This is a genomic window from Faecalicatena contorta (genome assembly GCF_022835095.1).
Lineage (GTDB): Bacteria > Bacillota > Clostridia > Lachnospirales > Lachnospiraceae > Faecalicatena > Faecalicatena contorta.
This window is the reverse complement of record NZ_BQNQ01000001.1, coordinates 1,761,632-1,783,538: the sequence shown is the minus strand read 5'-3', so window position 1 is coordinate 1,783,538 and position 21,907 is coordinate 1,761,632. Positions and strand designations below refer to the sequence as shown.

Here is a 21,907-nt window from a genome sequence, read left to right as displayed (position 1 = left end):
ATATTTGCATAACTTTAGACTTGCCGGCGAATGGGGGCGAGCATACCCTACCCCACTTTCATAAAAAGCAGCACCGATACATTTTTTATGAACTTTTCATAAAAAAATATTTCGGTGCCAAAGAATTTATGTTATACTAATACTTATAATGAGAGCAATTCTCGGTAACTGTACAATTTTTTCAGACACGTTCTAGAAAGGAGTCATGGTGAAAGTTTGAGTATTACAAAAAAATTAAATGAGAAATGGCGGGAGGCGGTAAGCGCTGTTCTGCCGATTATCGGTATCGTACTCTTTTTATGCTTTGGAGTAGCGCCGATTTCCCCAAGTATCTTACTTTGCTTTTTGATCGGAGCCGTACTGCTTTTGCTGGGCATGATGTTTTTTACGCTCGGTGCAGAGGTTGCAATGACACCGATGGGTGAACGGGTCGGCACCTGTCTGACCAAAAGTAAGAAGCTGTTGCTCGTAGTTGGAATTTCTTTTTTACTTGGGGCAATTATCACAATATCGGAGCCGGATCTGCAGGTTCTTGCACAACAGGTTCCATCCGTTCCAAATATGGTATTGATTTTATCTGTAGCGTGTGGTGTGGGTGTTTTTCTGGTCGTTTCATTTTTGCGTATGCTGTTTGGAATACCGCTGCCGCCTTTGCTTCTGATTTTCTATTTTATTATCTTTGTGCTGGCATTTTTCGTGCCTGAAGATTTTCTGGGTGTAGCCTTTGACTCCGGTGGCGTGACAACGGGTCCTATGACAGTTCCATTTATCATGGCTTTAGGTATTGGTATTTCCTCAATCCGAAGTGACCGGCATGCAGCGGATGACAGTTTCGGTCTTGTTGCGCTCTGCTCGATTGGCCCGATACTGGCGGTTATGATTCTGGGAATGATCTACAATCCGAAGGAAAGCGCATATGTACCGCCTGTCATTCCGGACATTGAAAATTCAACGGAGCTATGGCATCTGTTCGCTGTTGAGTTTCCTACTTATATGAAAGAAATTGCCCTTTCTCTGCTGCCTATTGTGCTGTTTTTCCTTGCTTTTCAGCTTTTAGTTTTAAAACTGTCAAAACGTACGCTTATGAAAATATTTATGGGTCTTATCTATACATATATCGGTCTGGTTCTGTTTTTGACCGGGGTTAATGTGGGATTTATGCCCGCCGGAAATTATCTGGGCCAGGTACTCGCGGGCCTGGAACATCACTGGACGCTGATTCCGATTGCAATGGTGATGGGATATTACATTGTAAAAGCCGAGCCTGCCGTATATGTGCTGAATAAGCAGGTAGAGGAAATTACAGACGGCGCTATTTCGGCAAAAGCTATGGGAATCGGACTCTCTGTGGGTGTGGCGATCTCACTTGGCATCGCAATGATCCGGGTGATGACAGGGATTTCTATTCTCTGGTTCTTAATCCCGGGTTATGCTCTTGCGCTGGGTATCTCGTTTTTTGTGCCCAAGATCTATACTGCCATCGCTTTTGACTCCGGCGGCGTGGCTTCCGGCCCCATGACGGCTGCCTTCCTGCTGCCGCTGGCACAGGGAGCATGCGTGACCCTGGGCGGAAATATCGTAACGGATGCATTTGGATTAGTAGCAATGGTTGCCATGACACCGCTCATTACGATTCAGGTCATGGGGCTTTATGCAAAACTTGTAAACAGCAGAAGCGGGCAGGATACCATACCTGCACAGCCGGCAAGTGATTTTGAGATGCTGGATGATGATGCAATTATAGACTTATAATTCAAATAAGAATCGAGGATTTTATGAGTGAATTAAATCTGATGGTTACGATCAGTGACCGGAACCAGATCCGAAGGTTTCTGGCATTTTATAAAGAATATAACGTTAATATCATATTGATCTCCATGGGACGGGGAACTGCTGAAGATGATGTGCTGCATTCCTTCGGCTTCGAGGCATCAGAAAAGGCCGTCCTTTTTGCCATGGTTACAACTAAAGAGTGGAAGACAATAAAGAGCGGCCTGGAAAAACAAGTTAAAATTGATATTCCGGGCACCGGGATCGTCTTTATCGTACCGGTAAGCAGCGTCGGCGGAAAAAAACAGCTGCAGTTTATAACCGAAGGACGTAATTTTGAGAAAGAGGAGGAAAGTACGTTGAAGGACACGAAACATGAGCTTCTCGTTGTGATAGCTAACCAGGGATATACAGAACTGATTATGGATGCCGCCAGAGGCGCAAAAGCGGGCGGAGGCACAGTCATTCATGCAAAAGGAACGGGGATGAAAAAATACGAGCATTTCCTGGGGGTTTCATTGGCTTCTGAAAAGGAAATGATCTTCATTGTGGCTAAAAGCGAAGACAAAAGCAGCATTATGAGGGCTGTCATGGATCAGGCCGGACTGGGAAGTAAGGCAAAAGCGATTGTGTTTTCCCTGCCTGTTACGGAAACTGCGGGGCTGCGGCTCATGGAGCAGGAGGATGATTAGCAGGGCATCCTCCTAATCAGGCTTCACCTTATATACCATGATATGCTCCCCATGCAGATCCCGTTTTCCGTTAAAAGAAAAGCCAAACTTTTCATACAGGTGGATCGCTGCCTCGTTCCCTTCAATCACACTCAGATAAATTTTCCTACAGCGGTAATTTTGGATCAGCAATTTAAGCAGTTCGGATAAAGCGGCGGTCCCGTACCCCTTCCCCTGATATTTTTTATCAATCAGCAGACGATCCATCCACAGTCTGCCAAAGGGAAGGTACTGCCATAGGAAGAATCCATACATGGCGAAGCCAACCATTGTATCACCGTCATAGATGCCTACCGGATGCCAGCGCTTACACCGGTCTGCCTCAGAGAGGCACTGCTCTACGGACTCGATAAAACCATGCTGGCTGCCGGCAATTTTTAATTTCAGGGCTGTTACTCTGTTCTCGTTCGTTATTGGTTCAAAATGAAGATTCATGATTGTACTCGCCTCTTAACTTTTTATTGACTGGTTCTCCCGTTTTACTGAATATACCAGGTGGGGCATATCTATTCCGTAATAATGTTTTGTAAACCCTCCGCAGACAGCCATACCATTTCGTATTGCCACATTCTGTGAAGGAATGTTGTTGTCTCGGATGATAGAATACACTTCCTCAATATGTAATTTCTCGAACGCATAATCCCTGCATGCAATGGCCGCCTCTGTGGCATATCCTTTATGCCAGTATGCCTTCTGGAAAAGGTAGCCTGCCTCCACGACTTCCCGGCCGCCTGCGTCCTGCATGGTCAGCCCACACTGGCCGATCATTTCTTCATTTTCTTTTAATATAACCGCCCAAAGGCCAAAGCCATATTTTTCATATCTCCGGATCTGCCGGTCCAGCCAATCCTGCACCTCTTCGTCTGAAAATGCATGTTCATATGCATACATGACCTCTGGGTCCTGCAGAATCCTGCAGAGTGCGTCGTAATCACCCTGATTCATTTTGCGTAAATATAATCGCTTTGTTTCCAATACCATGGTTATCTCACCTTCTTTTCACTTAATAATTCGATGTCATATAGTCAGGTGCTACCGAAAAGGCATCCAAATTGGATGCCCAGGCATTAAGTAAAACTCCAATATTACTATAACAGTTCAGACAGGCCCGAACTGTTACATATTACCGAACACTTATTTCCTATTCCAAACGGGGTGTTCTTGCACGCTTAAAGCGGGCACTGATAGCGCGGCTGTCCCATGCTCTTTTTCCCATATTCGATTGCCTCCACCGGGCAGCCGCAGATACAGGCCATACAGTGTGTACAGCGCTTTCCCCAGACCGGACGGTGATCCACGAGCTTTATATTATTGAGCGGACAGGCTTTCTCGCACTTTCCACATCCGATACAAGTATCCTTAGCATAAAACTTATCTGCATGAACATATAGAGGATAATAAAGGTCATTGACAATACTGCTCTTGATTTTATCTCTCGTCGTAATCTTCATTTCAGGAAGATTCTTTCCATCACGAATATACTCTGCCGCCTTCTGAATCTCCGGCAGGGCCTTTTTCACAATCATTTTCGCTTCCATTTCCTCCGGTGCCGGATACATGGCAATATAGTTCTCAGGCATTACAATCTCTGCACACCCCATATATATGAAATTCTTTTGCTCACAAAGCCTCTTCAGATACTTCTCTGCATTCCCGACTCCGCCGCCGCAGGTCATAACAAAATATACCTCGTGCGGTCCCTTAAATCTGGCCCGTTGAATCCATGCCTCCACCAGTCTCGGTATCCGCCAACCATAGGTTGGTAAGACAAAAACAAGTCTTTCTTCTTGTTTTACTTGAGCCCCTTCTTTCTCCTTAATCTTGTCATTCAAAAACACGGCCGGTTCTCCCAGAACCTCCGCTATTCGTTTTGCTGCATATTCGCTGTTTCCCGTACCGGAAAAATAAAAAATCATAGACGCTCCTCCTGCACTGATGTGATTTTTTCTTTTCTATCATAACCACTCTGCGTACATTATATCATGACCGCAAGCGGTCATGATGCCTCCGGCGGATGCGCAGCAGCTTTCTGCGGTTCCGCAGAAACTGCCTGATGCGCAATGATATAATGGTACGCTCTGCGTACATTATATCATAAATCTATCATTCATGATCACCATTTTCTTTCGGTTCAGAGGTTCTGTACCACTTCCCAGGCCTCCGTATCAAATTCCCTGTCTTTGTAATAAAACTTTTTATCTTCCTCCGTAATCATCCGGATCACCTTGCAGGGATTTCCCCCTGCTACTACCCAGTCAGGGATGTTCTTTGTCACCACACTCCCCGCACCGATGACCGTATTGCTTCCGATATGTACCCCAGGAAGAATCACTGTATTTCCGCCGATCCACACATTATCACCTAGGGTGACCTCTATGCCATATTCATACTTCGAGTTTCTCGATACCGGATGCACCGGATGGCCGGCCGTATAGATGGCGACATTCGGGGCCAGCTGGCAATTGTCACCGATTGTTACTTTCGCCACGTCTATAATCGTACAGTTATAATTTGCAAAGAAGTTCTTTCCTGCCTCAATGTTAAAACCATAATCACAATAAAACGGAGGATTAATAAAAGCATCTTCCGATTTACCCAGCATTTCTTTTATGATCTTTTTTATCTCCTCATAGTCGGAGCGGTCCACAGAGTTCAGCTTCTGCATCAGCCTTCTGCATCTCTTCTGTTCCTCCATTACGGCATCATCCGAAATATATGCCATTCCCAGATCCCTTCGTTTTCTGTTATCCATATTCATTCCCTCCTGATCTTTATCTCTGATTCTTATTGTTTCTTCCATTTTTGATGATTGTTTATATTGTATCAGTTGTCAGATTTTTCATCCATCCATATTTTTTATAATGCCGGTATACTGCGGGAAGCTTCACGAATTCGTCCAGGTTCAGCAGGAAATAAACTGCAGGAACCGGAATCTTCCATACAAATGCCGCCAGTATCCCAATGGGTACAATAATCACCCACATTGTTACCAGATCGCAGAAAAGGCCAAACCTGGTGTCGCCCCCGGCGCAAAAGATTCCGGCAATTGTGGTAGAATTCAAGGACTTTCCTATCATGTAATAGGCACATATGAGCAGCATGATTTTCAGGTATTCCTGTGCCTGGCCACTGAGGCCGGCTGCGAAACGGATGACCAGCGGACTGCATGCAAGAATCAGGATCCCTGACGCCGCCCCCGCGGCAAGCGACAGCCTGCAAAGCCTGCCGCCATATTCCTTTGCCAGTTTCAGTTCTCCTCTTCCGAGTTCATTTCCAATCAGAATTCCACTGCCGGTTCCAATTCCAAGACACATACATGCGATAATATTTTTCACAATATTGGCAATGGAATTGGCCGCAACTGCATCGCTTCCCAGGCGCCCCATAATCACGGAAAACATGGCAAATCCACAGCCCCATACCAGTTCATTTGCCAGTACGGGTACAGTATAGCGATAAAAATCTTTTTTCAGCCTTCTCTGATCCATCGCCATATATTTCCATCGGATGCGCACCGCATCTTTCTTTCTGTTTTCGAGAAGTACCAGCAGCAATTCCACGGCCCTTGAAATCGTTGTTGCAAGGGCAGCCCCTGCGATTCCCATATTGGGAAAGCCTAAAAGTCCAAATATCAAAGCTGCATTTAATATGATATTCAGGACAACGGAGATGGAGCCGTATGCTGTACTTTTCATCGTCCTGCCGCTGTTCTTCATCATACACAGATAGATCTGGGAAACACTTGTAAACAGATAGGATGGACTAACAATTTTAAGATACGGAATTCCCAACAGGATCAGCTCTCCATTATTTGTAAAAATGCGCATCAGCGCTCCGGGAATCAATGCCGCGCCTAGAAAGAACATGCCTGAGACCACACCAGACAAGCGCAGGACAACCGCCAGAATCTTTTCCATTGATTCCGTATCGCCTTTTCCCCAGTACTGTGCCGCCAGGACAGTAGTCCCAATAGCCAGTGCCGCATAAAACAAGTTCAGTACAAATTGCACCTGGGCTGCCAGGGATACAGCCGCCAGGGCGCTCTGATTTAAAAAACCCAGCATTAGGGCGTCTGACGCGCTGACCAGGGCTGCCATCAGATTCTGCATGGTAATTGGTAAAACAAGGACAAACAGTTTTCTATAAAATTCATTCTTTTTTATTTTCATTGCCTCCCCCCCCCACAAATTCAGCGTATTGTCAAGTTGATCGTTATTTAGGTCAGTTTAACAGTAAGTTAATTATTATTTGATGTACTAGTATGATATGATAAGGTAACAGTCCTGGTCTGCCTGAACTGTTACATGATAAGAATAGATTCCTCGGGTTTTTCTTGTGATATATTATAATAATATTATTGAAACCCGCTTAATTCTATCAATATCTTCTTTAATTTTTATAATAATCGTATTTGTGAGGTGTTTTATGGCTAAAGTCACTCTGGATCTTATGCATGATGCTTCTGAAATTGTCCATTATGATACGGCAGGTATCCCTTTATATATCAGAACCGGCAGTCTGGATCATTATCCGGATAAGCGCGCCCTCTGCCACTGGCATGAGGATATCGAATTTATCCGGATCCTGAAAGGCAGGATGAATTACAGCATCAATGGGAAAAAAATATTATTGAATGAAAATGACTGCCTCATGGTGAATGCAAAACAGATGCACTATGGGTATTCTCAGAACCAGCAGAATTGTATATTTATATGTATTCTGATTCACCCGGGTCTGCTTACGGCAAACCAACTGCTGAAACAGAAATACTTTGCGCCCATATTAGATAATTCCTGCCTGGAGTATCTCCACTTCCGTCCGCAGGATGCACTTCATCATGAAATGATGGCGTTCCTTGACCAGACCATGCGGCGGAAGGAACAGGCTGCCCCTGGATATGAACTGGAAGTGGCCGGCTCTATGCTGCTCATGTGGAGCCGTCTTCTCAGTCTCCCGCAGATGGCCTCCCAAGCACCGGAGGCGCGTCCCGACTCCGATCTTACAATTCAAAAAGACATGGTATCGTTCATTTATCAGAATTACGCTGAAAAGTTAACACTAGACGACATAGCCGCCGCGGGGAACGTCAGCCGCAGCAAATGCTGTATCATCTTTAAACTTTATCTGCAGCAGTCCCCTATAGATTTCTTAAATCATTACCGGCTCGAGGTCAGCTGCAGCCTGCTGAAAACCACCGCACTCAGGATCACACAGGTCGCAACAGCATGTGGATTCAATCACCACAGCTATTACTCGAAAATTTTTATGCAAAACTATGGGTGCACGCCAAATGACTTCAGAAAGCGTCACCGGGCAGAATAAGCCCGGGCCTTTTTGCATAGCGTGCTATGTGTTTATTCTTCTCTTCACCACTCTATTGTATTGAAGCCGATCTCCATATCCAGAATTTTAAAGTAATGGGCTTGCCTCTCCGATGCCGAATACCCCGAGACGATGAAGGGCTCTTGTACATGCGATATATAAGAGGTTTTTATCTTCTTTGCTGCTGTAGTTTTCCAGGTTGGCATCGCATATAAGAACCGCATCAAACTCCAGCCCTTTTGACATATAGACAGGCATGACAAATCCTCCCACAAGCTTCGGCATGCTCCCCTCCTGTATCAGCTGAATCTCCATCCTGTCCCTCAGGCTTTCAAACAAGTCACGGGCATTTTTCTCACTCTTGCAGAGCAGCCCAATGGACCGGTATCCGTTCTCAAGGCAGAAATCGACCTCATCGGCAATCATAGCGTCCAGCTCCCTCTGACTGCCGGCCATATGAATCTCCGGCTCATCCCCTTTACGGTTAAAGCTTTTAATTTCTGGCCTGTGTTCAATAAATTTCAGGCTGTAGTTCAATATCTCATTCGTGCATCGGAAACTCTTATCCATGGTTATCAGAGAGGATCTTCTCATATTCAGGATATTCCTTATCTGTTCATATAGAGACAGGTTCTCCTGTTTTTCCAGCGTCTGGTTAATATCTCCCAGAATTGTGAATTTGGAGTTAGAAAACAACAGGTGAAAGATCTCATATTGAAGAGGATAATAGTCCTGTGCTTCATCTATTACCACTTGTTTGATGTCCTGATACCTGATCCTGCCGCCCTCTGCTCCCCCTGCTGCAGAATATGCGTTCTGGGGGTCTCTCTGCGAATACCTGCCTGCTCCGTTCATTTTCAGATGTAAATATGCCAGGGCAATGGCATCATCGTAATATAAATAACCGGTATCCAAATTTTCCTGTGTATAATCCAGTATCTCGTCCAGGCTGCTGCAGGCCAGTGAATCTCCCGACAGACTGCGGAAGTATGCTTTATCGCAGAACAGTTTCTGGTAGAGGCTGAAAAGATCAGGCTCCGTAAATTTTTGAATCTCCTGCTTGATCATTATCTTTTCCGCTTTCCGGATTCTTCCCTTATTTGAATCACGGATTAAGTCCAGAATAATACCTTCGAGCTGCTTAAGCTTAATTCCCAGGGGAGTTTCTTCTCTGCCCAGTACTTTATTGCGCAAAGCCTCTTTTCTCACAATACACTTATCCTCATAGTACACATCTTCAAACTCAATCCACTTATGTGGCAGATCTTTGATAAACTGGTTTAAAATATCCAGGAATTGAAGAGAAGTTTTAAACTCAATGCTGCTTTTTATTATCTTATGGTATTCCCTGCTTGTAATCAGATTCTCCAGAAATTTATTCTTGGACTGGATGCGTTTTGTCTTCAGGACGGAGGCAAGGATATCTTCGAATACGATGGAGACAACATTACTTTCCCCCAGCTCCGGCAGTACCTCTGAGATGTAGTGTTCAAACAGGGAATTGGGCGAGATAATCAAGATATTATTTGCCGCCAGCCTTCCCGAAAGGCCCTGATACATCAGATATGCGGCCCGGTGCAGCGCAATCGAAGTTTTTCCGCTTCCCGCAACACCCTGCACCATCATCAAATCATTTTCCATATCCCGGATAACCAGATCCTGCTCCCGCTGTATTGTCTCAACAATTGCTTTCATCTTGGTGGAAGTGTTTCTGGACAGCAGCTGCCGCAGAAATTCATCGACGATCTGTACATCCGCATCAAAAAAATATTCCAGCTTCCCGTCACGAATCTCATACTGCCGCTTCAGGTTTACCTCGCCTGCAATCCGGCCAGCAGGCGCATCATAAAAAACCTTACCGGTCAGGAAGCGGTAGAAAACACTGGCAATGGGTGATCTCCAGTCATAAATATACATTTCATGCGATGTTTCTTCCTTTAGAGAAGCGCGTCCTATATAGATTTTCTCGAAATCGTCTTCCCCCTCGAATTTAAAATCAATCCGGGCAAAATAAGGTGACTTTATGATCTTCTCCAGCAAAGATATTTTATGTTCCATTTCCTCATAGGCCACAATCTTATCCGTCACAAAATTCATATCCTGACTTAGTTCGGCAAGCGCCTCAAAACCATCCGAGGACCAGAGGTCCGGTATCGAGTGAGACGTGTTATCACGCATTTCCTTCTTGGCTTTTATAATATCCGATTTGTTTTCCTCATTGCGCTTACGGGCACGTTCCAGCTGTTTCAGTGCCAGCGCCTTTGTATCCTCGAATCTATGATTCTCAAATTCCAGTTCAGACTGTTTGTATTCCATTCAAATATCACCTTTCATATAAAATCAGCAGGGAAACTCTTACCCTGCTGGATTCCTGCGAACTATGCCATTGGGGTAAGTTTACCACAAATCACCTTATAAAAATAGGGGGAAAATTGAGAATGAGGGGATTTAAGAATTGGCTAAAGGGGGACGCCTGTCTGAGATGGGGAGCGGGGGCATGTTTGGCTTTTGGCTGAAGATGTGTTTACATTCTGTGATAAAAATGGGGGGAATTTTGCATTTTTTATTTCGGCACCGAAATATATTGACACATGGATATGTGTGTGCTATCATAATATTACGGTACCGGAATAAATATTGTAAGGAGATGTTTCGTTATGGAAAAAACGATTGATGAGTTGTTGTTTGAGAAGTTGACGCTGTTTTTTAGGAATATGCGGCCGGACGGGCCGGGCGGGCATCGGGGACATGATGGCAGAGGGCCGGGATTCGGCGGGCCTGGTTTTCATGGGGAGCATTTCAGGCATCCGGGACCTCCTGAGCCTCCTCATTCTGAGATGAGGGGGTTGGGACGTGGGCCTTTGCATGAGGGGCCCCCGGATCGAAAGGGGCCCCTTGGCAGGGAACGTGTTTTAAGGATTATTCTGGAACATGAGGATGGCATACGGCAGAAGCAGATTGCAAAAGAGCTGGGAATTAATCCTTCTTCTATGTCTGAATTGATTTATAAGCTGGAATCAGATGGATATCTGGAGAGACGGGTGGATGAGAGTGATAAGAGGGCCACGCTTATTTTTCTGACGGAAAAGGGAAAAGCCAGGGCTTTTGAGGTTCAGGATGAACAGGCTGAGCAGATGCAGTTTCTGTTTCATAATTTGAGTGAGGACGAAAAGATGTCTTTGCTTGCTCTTCTGGAAAAGCTTACGGCGCCTGCAGAAGATTGAAAACTCAAGGGCATCCCGTAACTCACGCTCTGATGAGCCGGTCTGCAGTAAAACTGCAGGAGGAGGGATGCTCTGTTTCGCATGAAAAAGCCGCCCAACTGGTAATTTGCTGTATGGGCGGTTTTTTCATGGTTGTGTTAACAAACCTATTTTCTACAGCCTCTATTCCCATTTGAAGAATTTTAATGAGATTCCGATGCAGACGGCAGCGATAAGTATCATTACGATTACCGAAAGGAGGACTGTTTCGCTTTTAATACCTAGAGATGCCGCTTTGAGCAGTTTGATCCCCTGAGTCATGGGTAAAAGATCGGCTGCTTTCTGCAGTGCCGGAGGCATGACCTCGTAGGGAAGCGTTGCCCCTGAAAATATTAACATTGGAAAATAGAGTATGCTTGCAATGACTCCGGCCATTTTTGTATTGGGTGCTATGCCTCCTACCATCATGCCTATGCTGAAGATAGAAATTATGACTAAAATATATCCGCCCAGAAAGCCGGAAATTGAGCCACGGAACTGATATCCAAAGAAACATTTAGCTGCAAGGAACAACAGCAAAAGGGAAAGCACTGCGTATATTGTATAGATGGCTACCTGTACCAGCAGGATCAGCGCGGGGCTGATGGGCGTTACTTTGTAACGCTTTAGGATATGCGAGCGTGTGAAGAAAAGTCTGTAAATGCTGATCTTCTATGATAACAGGTGGGCTGAAAGTTCTTAGTTGGGCTTTCAGCCCTTGGTTTATATATAACAGCACATGCTGTTGCATGTCAAGAGCAGGCGGAAAAATCCGCCTGTAGCAGATTGCTTAAAAGGACTTATTCTGGTAGCCGCCCCTCATACATGATGCTTAGCTCTCCATAGACCTGACCCCAGTTTCTGATAGGCATTGACCATTTCTTTGTAGCTTCAAATGTAGACAGGTACAACGCTTTCAAAAGAGCTGTATCGCTTGGAAATACACTTCTCTGACGGTTTAGCTTGCGGTAGGTGGCATTCAAGCTCTCAATGGCGTTGGTCGTGTAAATGACCTTTCTGACCACTGCTGAAAACTTGAAAATCGGGGAAAGGGCATCCCAGTTCTGCTTCCAGCTTCTCATGGAATTGGGATATTTTTCGCTCCATTTTTCAGTGACACGTTCCAGGGCTTCTAGCGCTTTCTCCTCCGTTGCTGCATGATAGATGGTCTTAAGATCTGCACAAAATGGCTTTCTGTCTTTGTCTGACACATATTTCATTGTATTACGAACCTGGTGCACGATACAGCGCTGATATTCCGTCTTTGGATATGCAGCTGCGATTGCTTCTTTGATACCGGTCAGCCCGTCAGCACAGATAATCAAAATGTCTTTTACTCCCCGGTTTTTCAGGCCATTCAAAACAGACAGCCAGTATTTGGAACTTTCATTTTCACCAACCTCTATGGTCAGGACTTCTTTCCGTCCATCCTGATTAATCCCGAGAATCACATAAGCCGCAAGTTTGCGGATGACACCATTATCACGGACGGAGTAGTGGATGGCATCAATGTAGAGCACCGGATATACCTCTGAAAGAGGACGGTTCTGCCAGTCCTCAATCTGAGGCATGATCTTATCGGTAACATCGGAGATAAAGCCTTCTGAAGCCTTAAAGCCGTAAATATCCTCCAGTGTATCAGAAATCTGCCGTGTGGTCATGCCTTTGGCATACATAGAGATGATCTTTTGGTCAATATCAGAGATATCCTTCTGCCGTTTTTTGACTACCTGTGGTTCGAAAGTGGACTTCCGATCCTGAGGAATCTGGAGATCCATGCTGCCATAGCTGCTGTTAATACGCTTGGATTTGTAGCCATTGCGGTAATCGTCATTGTCAGAACGTTCTGACTTTCCATAGCCCAGGTGTTCATCCATCTCTGTTTCCATCATTTCTTTGATGGTACCGCCAAGCAGATCCTTCAGGGCATCCTGAATGTCTTCTGCTGACTGGATATCGTATTCCTGCAGAAGCTGATGAATAATGTTTCGCTTTCCATCTGTCATTTGTACTTTGTGTACCGGTTTCTTTTCTCTCGCCATAATAAAAGGCCTCCTATGATTTTTTATTTTATCATAGAAGACCACATAAATCCTTATTTACAGAAACTTTTTCACATGCTCGGATATGCCGGCTGCGATAGTCTGATACTACTAACGGTAGTCCCATCACACCACCCGCGCAGATTGAGATTGTCGTGAGTGCGCCGAATGATTGTTCCAGAAAGGAATACTCTGCTCCGGCAAAGGCTGGCTTGTTTCCGTAAATAATGCCCAGAATGATCAACACAACAAGAGGGACACATATGGCAAATATGAACATATCCATTCCCCGTAATGATAACTTCAACTCCGTTTTCAGCATTGTCTTAAAAGTCTTCATCTGCCTCTTCCTCCCCGTCTGAATACCAAAGATACGCGTCCTCAAACTTGTCATACGGACTGGTTTGAACCGCTTCGGATACGGTTCCGTAAAACACGATTTTTCCCTTTTTTAAAATACAGATCTGGTCACATAGTGCTTCCACTTCATCCATAAAATGAGACGTCAATAGAATGGTTAAGCCTTTTTCTTTTAATATGGAAAGAATTTTCCAAACTTCACGGCGTGCCCTGGCATCAAGCCCGGTTGTCAGTTCGTCCAAAAATACAAGCTCCGGATTCGGAATAAGCGCAAGGACAATGAACAGGCGTTGTCTTTGTCCTCCTGATAAATCCTTTACCAGACTTTTTTTCTTGTCCGAGATACCAAATCTTTCGAGTAATTTCGCTGGATCCGCAGCATTGTGGTATAAAGACGCAGTCACCTCACAGAGCTCGTCCACTGTGATCTGTTCCTGACAGCTGGTCTCCTGGAACTGAACGCCAACTTTTTCAAACAGCTTTTTCCGGTCTGTCAGTGGATTCATTCCCAAAACGGAGATCTCGCCCCTGTCTGCTTTCTTTGTGCCTAAGATACATTCGATCGTTGTACTCTTCCCTGCGCCATTGGCCCCGAGCAGTCCGAACACCATGCCTTTGTTCACAGAAAAGCTTACGTTGTCTGCCGCAGGCAGATTATGATAAGATTTTGTAAGCTGCCTGACTTTGATTACTTCCTGCATGTTATTACCTCCATTTCTTTTTTAGGGTGCTTTTTACTGCAAAAGAATACCACCAATCAAAACATTGGTGGTAAAGTGGAGGGTTATGAAAATTTATTTTTCATTTTCTGCAGCATATCCAGTATTTTCAGCGCATTCTGTTCTGCCTCTGAGAGAGAGGTCATAAGCTTATCGCATACTGCGATAATGTCTGTGTCCTCCTTTGGTGTATTAAGTGCGCCTCCAATATCAAGATCCGGGTTTTCTGATAACAGGCTGAGCATATGCAGGATTGATTCCAAAGAGTAGTTTGCGCACCGCAGGGAGCGGATTATTTTAAGCCGCCGTATATCTTCGTCCGTATAAACCCGATATCCATTTTCTCTGCGCCGGATCTTCAATAAGCCGTTCATCTCCCAGTTCCGCAGAGTGTCCATCGAAATGTCCAGATACCTGGACACTTCTTTCCTCTTTAAAAAGCGCTTATTTTCACAGGGCTTTCCCAGTAGAATCTGTTTGACCAGCTCTACGGCCTCTTCTGCGTTCTTCCTCTCCTGACGCACCTGTTTTAAATATTCCTGCGTAAGTGCGGCGGCCGTATCATAATCCCCACCGGCCGATACCTTTACCATTTGAATGATTTTTTTCCGCAGGCCATTTTGCAGTACCTCAATCTGAAAGGCAAGGCGGGTAAGCCTGAGTTGTTCGATATGAACATCGGTAAAAATGCGGTACCCGTTGGGCTGCCGCCTAGGCTTCGGTATCAGTTCCAGTTCTTCGTACAGCCGCACCGTATTGGGATGGATTCCTATAATTGCTGCAACTTCTGCTGTTTTATATTTCGTCATCTGTCTTCCTCTTTAAAAAAATAGCCTTTTTCCGATGATTTTCAATCCAGCGGCTGACATACCGGACAGTAGTAGACCGATCCCCCCATATAGGTTTCTTTGTTGATAGCCCCGCCACAGACCGGGCATGGTTCCTTCCACGTGTTCTTTGACATTTTTGTCCGGTATCCTCCCGGATTACCAAACAGATCTTTCTCCGTATCACGGCCGCCCTGCTCTGCCATCGCCGTCAGCACGCTGACCGTGCAGGAAAACAATCTCTGCTTCTCCTCTTCGCCCAGTGCCTGCAGCTTTCTCTTAGGATGGATCCCCGCCTCGAACAGAATATCCTGCAGAACTCCATTCCCTATTCCCGGAAAATGCTGATCCGTTGCAAGCAGTGCTTTTACACTGCTCACCGGCTTACACCTTTTTATCATGTCATAAAAGTAAATCTTAAATTCATCAGAAAAAGGAGAAACAGCATTTCTGCTTTTCTCATAGTATTCATCAGCATAGTCTCCCCTGTGGACAATCATGCCCCCATACATAGCTACTGTAAATACCAGTGCCATGCCGTCGTCTAACGCGATTAAGAGCTGATAATTTTTAGGAACTTTTTCCCGGGGTATCAGGCGGACATTCACACCGTCGTTAAAACAAAGCCTGTATCCCTCCTCAAAGATGATTTCGGCAAAAATCCCAAATCCCTCTGACGACTTAATTTTCTTTCCTTTTAAGACCGTATTATATGCAGCAGGTTCCCCGTTATACCAGCAAAATCTGTGTACTTTGGTAGGCGGCAGAACTTCGCTGACAGTTCTTCCTGCAGTCGCATCTTTTAACTGCGATGCTGTCGTTAATACCTCCGGCAGCTCAAGCATACTCCATTCCTCCTTTCCATGTTTTGATACCGGAACCAGAGAGTCGCTCTCCCCTGCTCTTCCAGCTCATCAAACAGGCCGTTTCTCATCTGCCAGACCGCCTCAATGTGCAGAGGGGCCAGAAGTCCGTTATCTGACGTTCTGAGAGATTTATTTAAGATGTGATACGAAAATTATACTACATAGAGCAGGTTAACGCCATTATAAATCACATTCTTACTATACTTATATATGGCGTTTTTAACAGTAATGCAGCGGCTGCCGCATTTAATCTGATTTAGGGCTCTCACTTATTATGACGTCCATGCATAGTATATATATGGAGGTGACTAATATGAATTCCTGTGAACTCGTTACTTATATATCATCCATTGCATGTTTTCTCTCAAAAAACTGCTCTACGGAGGAACTCGAAATGCTGGCCGCCATCTTTTCGCAGCTTGGGGATACACTGGCAACAATTCTGGTAAATGAAGCCAATTGTCCATGTGATGACCAGTCCGTTTCTAATATATAGGTATTTTTCTGTGTGAAAAAACTACTAACTCTTCGTGCATTGGTTAGTAGTTTTATATTTGCCTTATTGTTTCAGAACAAGTCTCTTTATAAAAGTAGTTTTACCTTTTCCGCCACATTGTCAGAGCCTTTTATCCCCAGCATAGGAATGCTCAGATTCTCTGCTGCAAGCCGTCTGCTAAGCGCCTCCATGAACAAACCCATTCCTTCCGTCTCCTGATTACACTCGGAAGTCGTCTCTATGCCGCAGTTTGGAGAACGGTTCGCTCCTATGATTCCGAGAATTTGAAATCCATATTTTTGGTACTCCATAAGCTGCCGCATCACGTAATCTACAAGGTACGTCAGCTTATCATACGTATCTGTCTTCTGCATCTCTCTCCGGATCCGGGTGTTTTCTACTACAACGGGGCTGTCCGCTCCCCGTATGTTTCCCCTGTCCAGCCCCAGACAGCAGAGCTCCGGACACGGCATCTGAACGATTCCCACATCTGCATCAAGAAACATTTGTATCATATCTTTGAAAGCAGCAGGGTACACTGCAGTACCATCTGATATAGAATTCTGATTCAACAGGCAATGTGCTATAAAAACCACTTTTTGACTTCTAATATCCGTAAACATAGAATACTCCTCTCATATTAACAGTCCCTGCATCTTTCAGTATCTGCAGGTGGTGGGAAACGGAGGGCCAATCTATAGCTAAATATTTTTCTACTCTTATCCACAGGTTCCCTCTTTTTCATGCTTTCAATACTGTCCCTTTCCTATCGCATCCCCATCCGCCGTCAGGATTTTACCAGAACTTCTCCATGTACTTTTCAGCCTCTGCCGGCTCCAGGCTGAATTTCTCTGCCGCCTTCGCTTTCGTCTTTTCCCTGGAAAATTTCACCTCGCGGCAAAACTCAATCAATACCTGTATTCCTTCCTGTACGCCCTTTTCATGACCTTCCTGTACGCCCTTTTCATGCCCTTCCTGTAACCCTTTTTGGCGTCCTTCCTCTATCCCCCTCTGATGCCCCTCCTGGAACCCTTCTTCTTTCACCTGCCGCATATGTTTTTCCTCATCATATTCATAGATACTCACGCTTTTCACCTCCGCTCTATTCTTACTAAGAAATTCCGACAGAATATTTTCTCTGATACATTCCGTGATCGCCAGTTCCACTGCAGCCTCAAGGCCCATACTGCCGGCATATTCCCTTACCCTCGACACATACTCTGAATAATCTTTTAGTGTCTTGCACGTATCTAATAGTTTTGTATTGTGTCCTGGATTTATATTTAACATAACTGCCGTCAACTCAAGAGCATACTCCTGTTCAGGTACCGTAAAGGCATCAGACAGCCTTAATACCTTGATATCCTCCATTTTTTCAGTCCCGTTGTAAAAGATCACAAACCTTGGAGTTGGGATCTGTATGGTCTTCGTTCCATATAAGTTTTCATCTCTTGTCATGACCGAATATAAATCCGACACATACATCAGGCATCTCAGCGGTAAGTTCGGACTGAATGTAGACTGATGCTCATATAATGTCAGACGGGAGTCGATTATAAACGACAGGTCATTCTTCATTGACATGTAAATTGCATTTTCCAGAGTATTAATTTCCAGTAGTTCAGGATCATTATACTCCGTTCCATTCATTGCGTTATACAAGTCAAGTAATGCCCTCTTCTCACTAAATATCATTTCAAAAAGTCTGGATTTGTAGGTACGTTTTGCATGCATCCCGCTGGCGTTTTCATTAACCGCCCCATGTTCTTGCCGTTGCGCTGTTTCTTTGTTTTGTACATCTTTCTGCATATATCTGCCTCCTTCGTAATTATGCAGGAGGCTCCTTCTACCCCAAATAGCTATTACTGAAACCTCTCTGCTGTTTAAATTGGAATCCAAAGCATTGAGATTTCTTGCATTGATATCTGTCATTAGAAATGATACCAGATCCGGGGTTGCCCGTTTAGAAGTTTTAGAAATATATTCATGCTTTTAAAATATCTTAGCATAATAATCACTTAAGCGCCAGTCTATTGTCAGTAGAATTCAAAAACGCGCCCCCTGTGTTAAATAGTTATGCCCCTTAAAGGGCGTAGCAGTGCAACCACTCTGCCTTGAATGTTGACTGGGATATGGAAATAAAATAAGATTTTTCTTTAGAAATTTTTTGGAAATCTTTTCAGAGAAGTTAAAGATAAAGCTGAAACATGCAAAAAATAAGATACATCTGATGATTGAACTGAAGCTGACAGGCCATGAGCAGAAAGGCATCCTGGAGAGGCAGACGCTTGAACTGATCAAGAGGTACGATATGCTTCACCAGTGTGCGATTGCCTCCATGAACCTTCAGGTGCTGGAAAAAGTAAAAGAACTGGAACCCAGAATAGAAACCGTTTATATTACGCCCCTGCTCTATTCGAGAGACTTTGACATTGACTATATTGACGGATAATGTCTGGAAACGACCTCACTATCCATAGATATTACGAATGCTATCAGGATACAGGATAAAAAAGTGTATGGATGGACTGCGAATTCAAATGATACCATAGACAAAAATCTGATATACCTGGTAAACGGAATTATTACAGGTAATCTGCTTCTGACCGAATATTATATAGAATCCCGCCAGGATCCCCTCTCTCTGGATTCTTTATCTGAGTTGTTGTTTTAAAAGTTCAGACTCCTGGGATGTCATCGGTTCTGCATTCCAGGAGCCTATCCCTTTATTCTGCGCCCCTTTCAGCCGCCTGACCTACGGCAATACATTCCCCGCCGCACTGTATATCTCATACCACTCTTCCCGTGTAATCTCCATCTCTGCTGCCGCCGCAATATTCTGGATTCTCTGCGGATTCATCGTTCCTATGATCGGCTGAATCGTTGCCGGATGCCTCATGATCCATGCGATAACGACCGCCTCCGGTGTCACTCCTTTTTCCTTTGCCAGATCATTGAGCACCAGATTCAAATCCTGATACCTGTCATTGCCTAAAAATGTCCCTTCAAAGAATCCGTGCTGGAACGGAGACCAAGCCTGTATTGTGATATTTTTCTCTCGGCAGTACTCCAGGATCTCGCATGAGCGCCCAACCGACTGTTCCTCATTCATATTCATATAAATCTGCTGGTTCACCATCCACGCGTGAGCCGGGCTGAACTGAAGCTGATTAACTATCAGACGCTGGTTGAGTCCCTTTTGCAGCAGTTTCACAAGCGCCGGAGACTCATTGCTCACGCCAAAGTAACGTACTTTTCCCTTAGATGCCAGAATGTCAAATGCTTCTGCAACCTCCTCCGGCTCAACCAGTGTATCCGGCCTGTGTAAAAGTAGGATATCCAAATAATCCGTTTTCAACCTGCTCAGTATCCCGTCTGCTGCCTCGATAATATGCGCTTTCGAGAAATCATAATATTGCTTGCAAAATGGATATCGGCCGCGTCCTTTTTTGATCCCGCATTTGGACTGCAGAACCACATCTTCTCTTTTTATTCCTGCTGCCTCCATAGCTTCGGAGAATACAGATTCTGATTTTCCAAATCCATAGCAGTCCGCATGGTCAAAAAATGTAATGCCGGCTTCACATGACGTCTCAATTACCTTGCGCACATCAGCCGCTTCCATATCTTCCATGCGCATACACCCCAGGCCAACCGCCGAAACCTCCAGCGCACCGCCTAACCTAATTTTTCTCATATTCTTCACTCCTGTTTTCATATTGTTATCTTATACTAAATACGTTTCTTTTCGTTCCGTACATGCCGCGCCTATATTCACGGATACAGAATCACTTTAATGCTCACACTCTGCATTTACTATCCCTTAACAGATCCAAGCATGATGCCGCTGACGATATATTTCTGAAGAAAAAGATAAAGAATCAGAATCGGCAGCATTGTCAGAAGGAATAAAGCAAACGCTAGATTCAGCATGGATGTATTTGACGTGATGAATGTGAACTGGAGTAATGGCAGAACATAGTTTGCCGGTTTTGTCAGTATAATAAATGCCAGTCCAAAATCATTCCATATACTCAACGCATTAATCACTATGGACGTCATGAAAATTGGTTTTAAAAGAGGCATTACAATTTTCACAAACATTTTCAGAATGCTGGCGCCATCGATCAAAGCGGCTTCTTCTATTTCAACCGAAATATTTTTTACAAATCCTGTCGTTATGATGACGCTGTATCCTACCTGCGCCCCTACCTTTGCAAATATAAACCCGAGCGTTGTATTCAGCAGTCCCATGGCCCTGAGTTCATCATACAAGGGGAACATGTATGCCTGAATCGGGACAAGCAGCGTAACAACCATCAGTGTATAGCACAGGGAATATATTTTTCCTTTCCTTCTAGCAATGGAATAGGCCGCCATGGCCGAGATAAATACAATAACAATCGTTCCCACTACTGTTGCAGCAACTGTATTCATCAGCACCTTAAAGAAAGGCATCCCTGCAACATAAGTCTGGCGTATTGCTTCTGTAAAATTCTCAAAGTGGAATGCCTCAGGCCATGCCAGGCCTGTCTGGGCAATTTCCTGCTTTGTCTTTAAAGCGTAATTCAGGGCCACGTAAAACGGGCTCATAAAAACGATCAAAATCAATATTTTAAAAGTATTCTGGGTAATTGCAGAGAGACGTCTTTTTCTGGTCATAGTTCAACCTCCCTCTTTCGCAGCGTTTTTGATACAAAGTTCGTAATGATAAATACAACAACCAGCCACAGCAGCGCAACCGCCTGCCCATACCCGGCCTGGTACCCCGGGAAAATCATCCGGTATACGTATACATTAATAGACTCCGATGCATCACCTTTCACCGCTGTCATAGAATAGTCAAAAAGCTTCAGGCCCCATGACAGTAACAGCGTCACGTTAGCAGTAAACGCTGGTACGATCATTGGCAGCGTAATCTTTTTGAACTGCTGAAATCTTGTTGCGCCTTCAATGGCAGCACTCTCATACATACATTCATCCACCCCGAGGATCGCCGCAATGTATATGATCATACAATATCCCGAATCCCTCCAAATCGCGATCAGCGCAAGCCCCGGAATAACCTGGCTAGGCACCGCCAGCGGGCTGGTCCATGAAAATGTCTGGCATACCTGGTAGATCAGATACTGAACCATATAGGAGGACAAGACAAGACTGATTACAAAAGGCATGAAAAACATTGTCCTCATTAAGTTGTTTAATCTTGTTGCTTTCTTAACTGCTAATGCCATCGCAAGACCGATTACATTACAAAAAACGGTTTCTATAACGGTAAACAATAGTGTGTTTTTTAAATCTCTTGGGATATTGATGTCTCTCAATACCCTCTTAAAATTATCCAGGCCGACAAAGTTTGACGTCTGGCTGAAACCATCCCAGTCTGTAAAGGCAATTGGTATTCCTTTAATCAATGGATAGTATAAGAAAACAATCATGAACAATAGGGTGGGAAGCAGGAATAATATGTAAACCCGTTCTCTTTTCCAATACCGCTTCACTTTTCCACCGTTCCTTTCCCGGGCATTTCTG

Annotated in this window: 21 protein-coding genes and 2 pseudogenes; 6 read left to right on the top strand and 17 right to left on the bottom strand. The window is 44.6% G+C overall.

From position 1 onward, the window contains the following. Positions 1 to 222: 222 nt before the first annotated feature. A complete protein-coding gene (locus MWG26_RS07940; RefSeq protein ID WP_334296521.1) occupies positions 223 to 1,752 on the top strand; it encodes a DUF1538 domain-containing protein in 1,530 nt (509 codons plus the stop codon). Positions 1,753 to 1,775: 23 nt separating this feature from the next. Beyond that, on the top strand, positions 1,776 to 2,462 hold the full coding sequence (locus MWG26_RS07935; protein WP_025655477.1) for a P-II family nitrogen regulator: 687 nt from the start codon (positions 1,776 to 1,778) through the stop codon (positions 2,460 to 2,462). 12 nt (positions 2,463 to 2,474) lie between these two features. On the opposite strand, the gene MWG26_RS07930 is transcribed toward MWG26_RS07935, so the two are convergent. From MWG26_RS07930 to MWG26_RS07910, 5 genes are all read right to left on the bottom strand, one after another. Beyond that, on the bottom strand, positions 2,475 to 2,936 hold the full coding sequence (locus MWG26_RS07930) for a GNAT family N-acetyltransferase (RefSeq protein WP_025655476.1): 462 nt from the start codon (positions 2,934 to 2,936) through the stop codon (positions 2,475 to 2,477). Positions 2,937 to 2,951: 15 nt separating this feature from the next. After that, positions 2,952 to 3,482, bottom strand: a complete 531-nt coding sequence (locus MWG26_RS07925; protein ID WP_025655475.1) for a GNAT family N-acetyltransferase — start codon at positions 3,480 to 3,482, stop codon at positions 2,952 to 2,954. A gap of 188 nt (positions 3,483 to 3,670) precedes the next feature. Continuing rightward, entirely contained in the window at positions 3,671 to 4,417 is a 747-nt protein-coding gene (locus tag MWG26_RS07920; protein ID WP_025655474.1) for an EFR1 family ferrodoxin, read from the bottom strand. Positions 4,418 to 4,632: 215 nt separating this feature from the next. Then, positions 4,633 to 5,253, bottom strand: coding sequence for a sugar O-acetyltransferase (locus MWG26_RS07915; protein ID WP_044926654.1), 621 nt, complete (start codon positions 5,251 to 5,253; stop codon positions 4,633 to 4,635). A 61-nt stretch (positions 5,254 to 5,314) separates the two neighbouring features. Beyond that, positions 5,315 to 6,670, bottom strand: a complete 1,356-nt coding sequence (locus MWG26_RS07910) for an MATE family efflux transporter (protein WP_025655473.1) — start codon at positions 6,668 to 6,670, stop codon at positions 5,315 to 5,317. Positions 6,671 to 6,926: 256 nt separating this feature from the next. Between MWG26_RS07910 and MWG26_RS07905 the strand changes: the two genes are divergently transcribed. Beyond that, positions 6,927 to 7,823: an AraC family transcriptional regulator gene (locus tag MWG26_RS07905; protein WP_025655472.1), complete on the top strand. Its 897-nt coding sequence runs from the start codon at positions 6,927 to 6,929 to the stop codon at positions 7,821 to 7,823. Positions 7,824 to 7,910: 87 nt separating this feature from the next. On the opposite strand, the gene MWG26_RS07900 is transcribed toward MWG26_RS07905, so the two are convergent. Further along, positions 7,911 to 10,139 (bottom strand): HelD family protein, encoded by a 2,229-nt coding sequence (locus tag MWG26_RS07900; protein WP_025655471.1) that lies wholly within the window; start codon positions 10,137 to 10,139, stop codon positions 7,911 to 7,913. Positions 10,140 to 10,480: 341 nt separating this feature from the next. Between MWG26_RS07900 and MWG26_RS07895 the strand changes: the two genes are divergently transcribed. Beyond that, a complete protein-coding gene (locus MWG26_RS07895) occupies positions 10,481 to 11,047 on the top strand; it encodes a MarR family winged helix-turn-helix transcriptional regulator (RefSeq protein WP_025655470.1) in 567 nt (188 codons plus the stop codon). Positions 11,048 to 11,209: 162 nt separating this feature from the next. Here MWG26_RS07895 and MWG26_RS07890 read toward each other — a convergent pair. The 6 genes and pseudogenes from MWG26_RS07890 to MWG26_RS07865 form a co-directional block, all read right to left on the bottom strand. Continuing rightward, positions 11,210 to 11,698: pseudogene (locus MWG26_RS07890) on the bottom strand (ABC transporter permease); the annotation flags it as partial. Positions 11,699 to 11,865: 167 nt separating this feature from the next. Continuing rightward, positions 11,866 to 13,107 (bottom strand): IS256 family transposase, encoded by a 1,242-nt coding sequence (locus tag MWG26_RS07885; protein WP_117441395.1) that lies wholly within the window; start codon positions 13,105 to 13,107, stop codon positions 11,866 to 11,868. A gap of 82 nt (positions 13,108 to 13,189) precedes the next feature. Next, positions 13,190 to 13,447: pseudogene (locus MWG26_RS07880) on the bottom strand (ABC transporter permease); the annotation flags it as partial. Then, positions 13,434 to 14,168 carry an ABC transporter ATP-binding protein gene (locus MWG26_RS07875; protein WP_025655468.1) on the bottom strand — a complete coding sequence of 245 codons (735 nt, stop codon included), beginning with the start codon at positions 14,166 to 14,168 and terminating at the stop codon, positions 13,434 to 13,436. The gene MWG26_RS07875 and the pseudogene MWG26_RS07880, both read right to left, overlap by 14 nt. An 83-nt stretch (positions 14,169 to 14,251) precedes the next feature. Continuing rightward, entirely contained in the window at positions 14,252 to 14,995 is a 744-nt protein-coding gene (locus tag MWG26_RS07870; RefSeq protein WP_025655467.1) for a MerR family transcriptional regulator, read from the bottom strand. A 41-nt stretch (positions 14,996 to 15,036) separates the two neighbouring features. Next, the gene (locus tag MWG26_RS07865) at positions 15,037 to 15,858 is read right to left on the bottom strand and encodes a zinc finger domain-containing protein (RefSeq protein ID WP_025655466.1); all 822 of its coding nucleotides are present in this window, start codon (positions 15,856 to 15,858) and stop codon (positions 15,037 to 15,039) included. Positions 15,859 to 16,192: 334 nt separating this feature from the next. Here MWG26_RS07865 and MWG26_RS07860 point away from each other — a divergent pair, with 334 nt between their 5' ends. Further along, positions 16,193 to 16,375, top strand: a complete 183-nt coding sequence (locus MWG26_RS07860) for a DUF6774 domain-containing protein (protein ID WP_025655465.1) — start codon at positions 16,193 to 16,195, stop codon at positions 16,373 to 16,375. A gap of 86 nt (positions 16,376 to 16,461) precedes the next feature. Here the strand turns inward: MWG26_RS07860 and MWG26_RS07855 are convergent, their stop codons facing one another. Both MWG26_RS07855 and MWG26_RS07845 read right to left on the bottom strand, forming a co-directional pair. After that, positions 16,462 to 16,998 (bottom strand): CD3072 family TudS-related putative desulfidase, encoded by a 537-nt coding sequence (locus MWG26_RS07855; protein ID WP_025655464.1) that lies wholly within the window; start codon positions 16,996 to 16,998, stop codon positions 16,462 to 16,464. Positions 16,999 to 17,170: 172 nt separating this feature from the next. Then, positions 17,171 to 18,184, bottom strand: coding sequence for an RpnC/YadD family protein (locus tag MWG26_RS07845; protein ID WP_025655463.1), 1,014 nt, complete (start codon positions 18,182 to 18,184; stop codon positions 17,171 to 17,173). Positions 18,185 to 18,542: 358 nt separating this feature from the next. Here MWG26_RS07845 and MWG26_RS07840 point away from each other — a divergent pair, with 358 nt between their 5' ends. Further along, entirely contained in the window at positions 18,543 to 18,827 is a 285-nt protein-coding gene (locus MWG26_RS07840; RefSeq protein ID WP_025655462.1) for a PI-PLC domain-containing protein, read from the top strand. Positions 18,828 to 19,130: 303 nt separating this feature from the next. Here the strand turns inward: MWG26_RS07840 and MWG26_RS07835 are convergent, their stop codons facing one another. From MWG26_RS07835 to MWG26_RS07825, 3 genes are all read right to left on the bottom strand, one after another. Beyond that, positions 19,131 to 20,072, bottom strand: a complete 942-nt coding sequence (locus MWG26_RS07835; RefSeq protein ID WP_025655461.1) for an aldo/keto reductase — start codon at positions 20,070 to 20,072, stop codon at positions 19,131 to 19,133. 119 nt (positions 20,073 to 20,191) lie between these two features. Beyond that, positions 20,192 to 21,037: a carbohydrate ABC transporter permease gene (locus tag MWG26_RS07830; protein ID WP_025655460.1), complete on the bottom strand. Its 846-nt coding sequence runs from the start codon at positions 21,035 to 21,037 to the stop codon at positions 20,192 to 20,194. Beyond that, complete coding sequence (locus MWG26_RS07825) at positions 21,034 to 21,876, bottom strand: carbohydrate ABC transporter permease (RefSeq protein WP_025655459.1); 843 nt, start codon at positions 21,874 to 21,876, stop codon at positions 21,034 to 21,036. The genes MWG26_RS07830 and MWG26_RS07825 overlap by 4 nt, the downstream gene beginning before the upstream one ends. Positions 21,877 to 21,907: the final 31 nt, after the last annotated feature.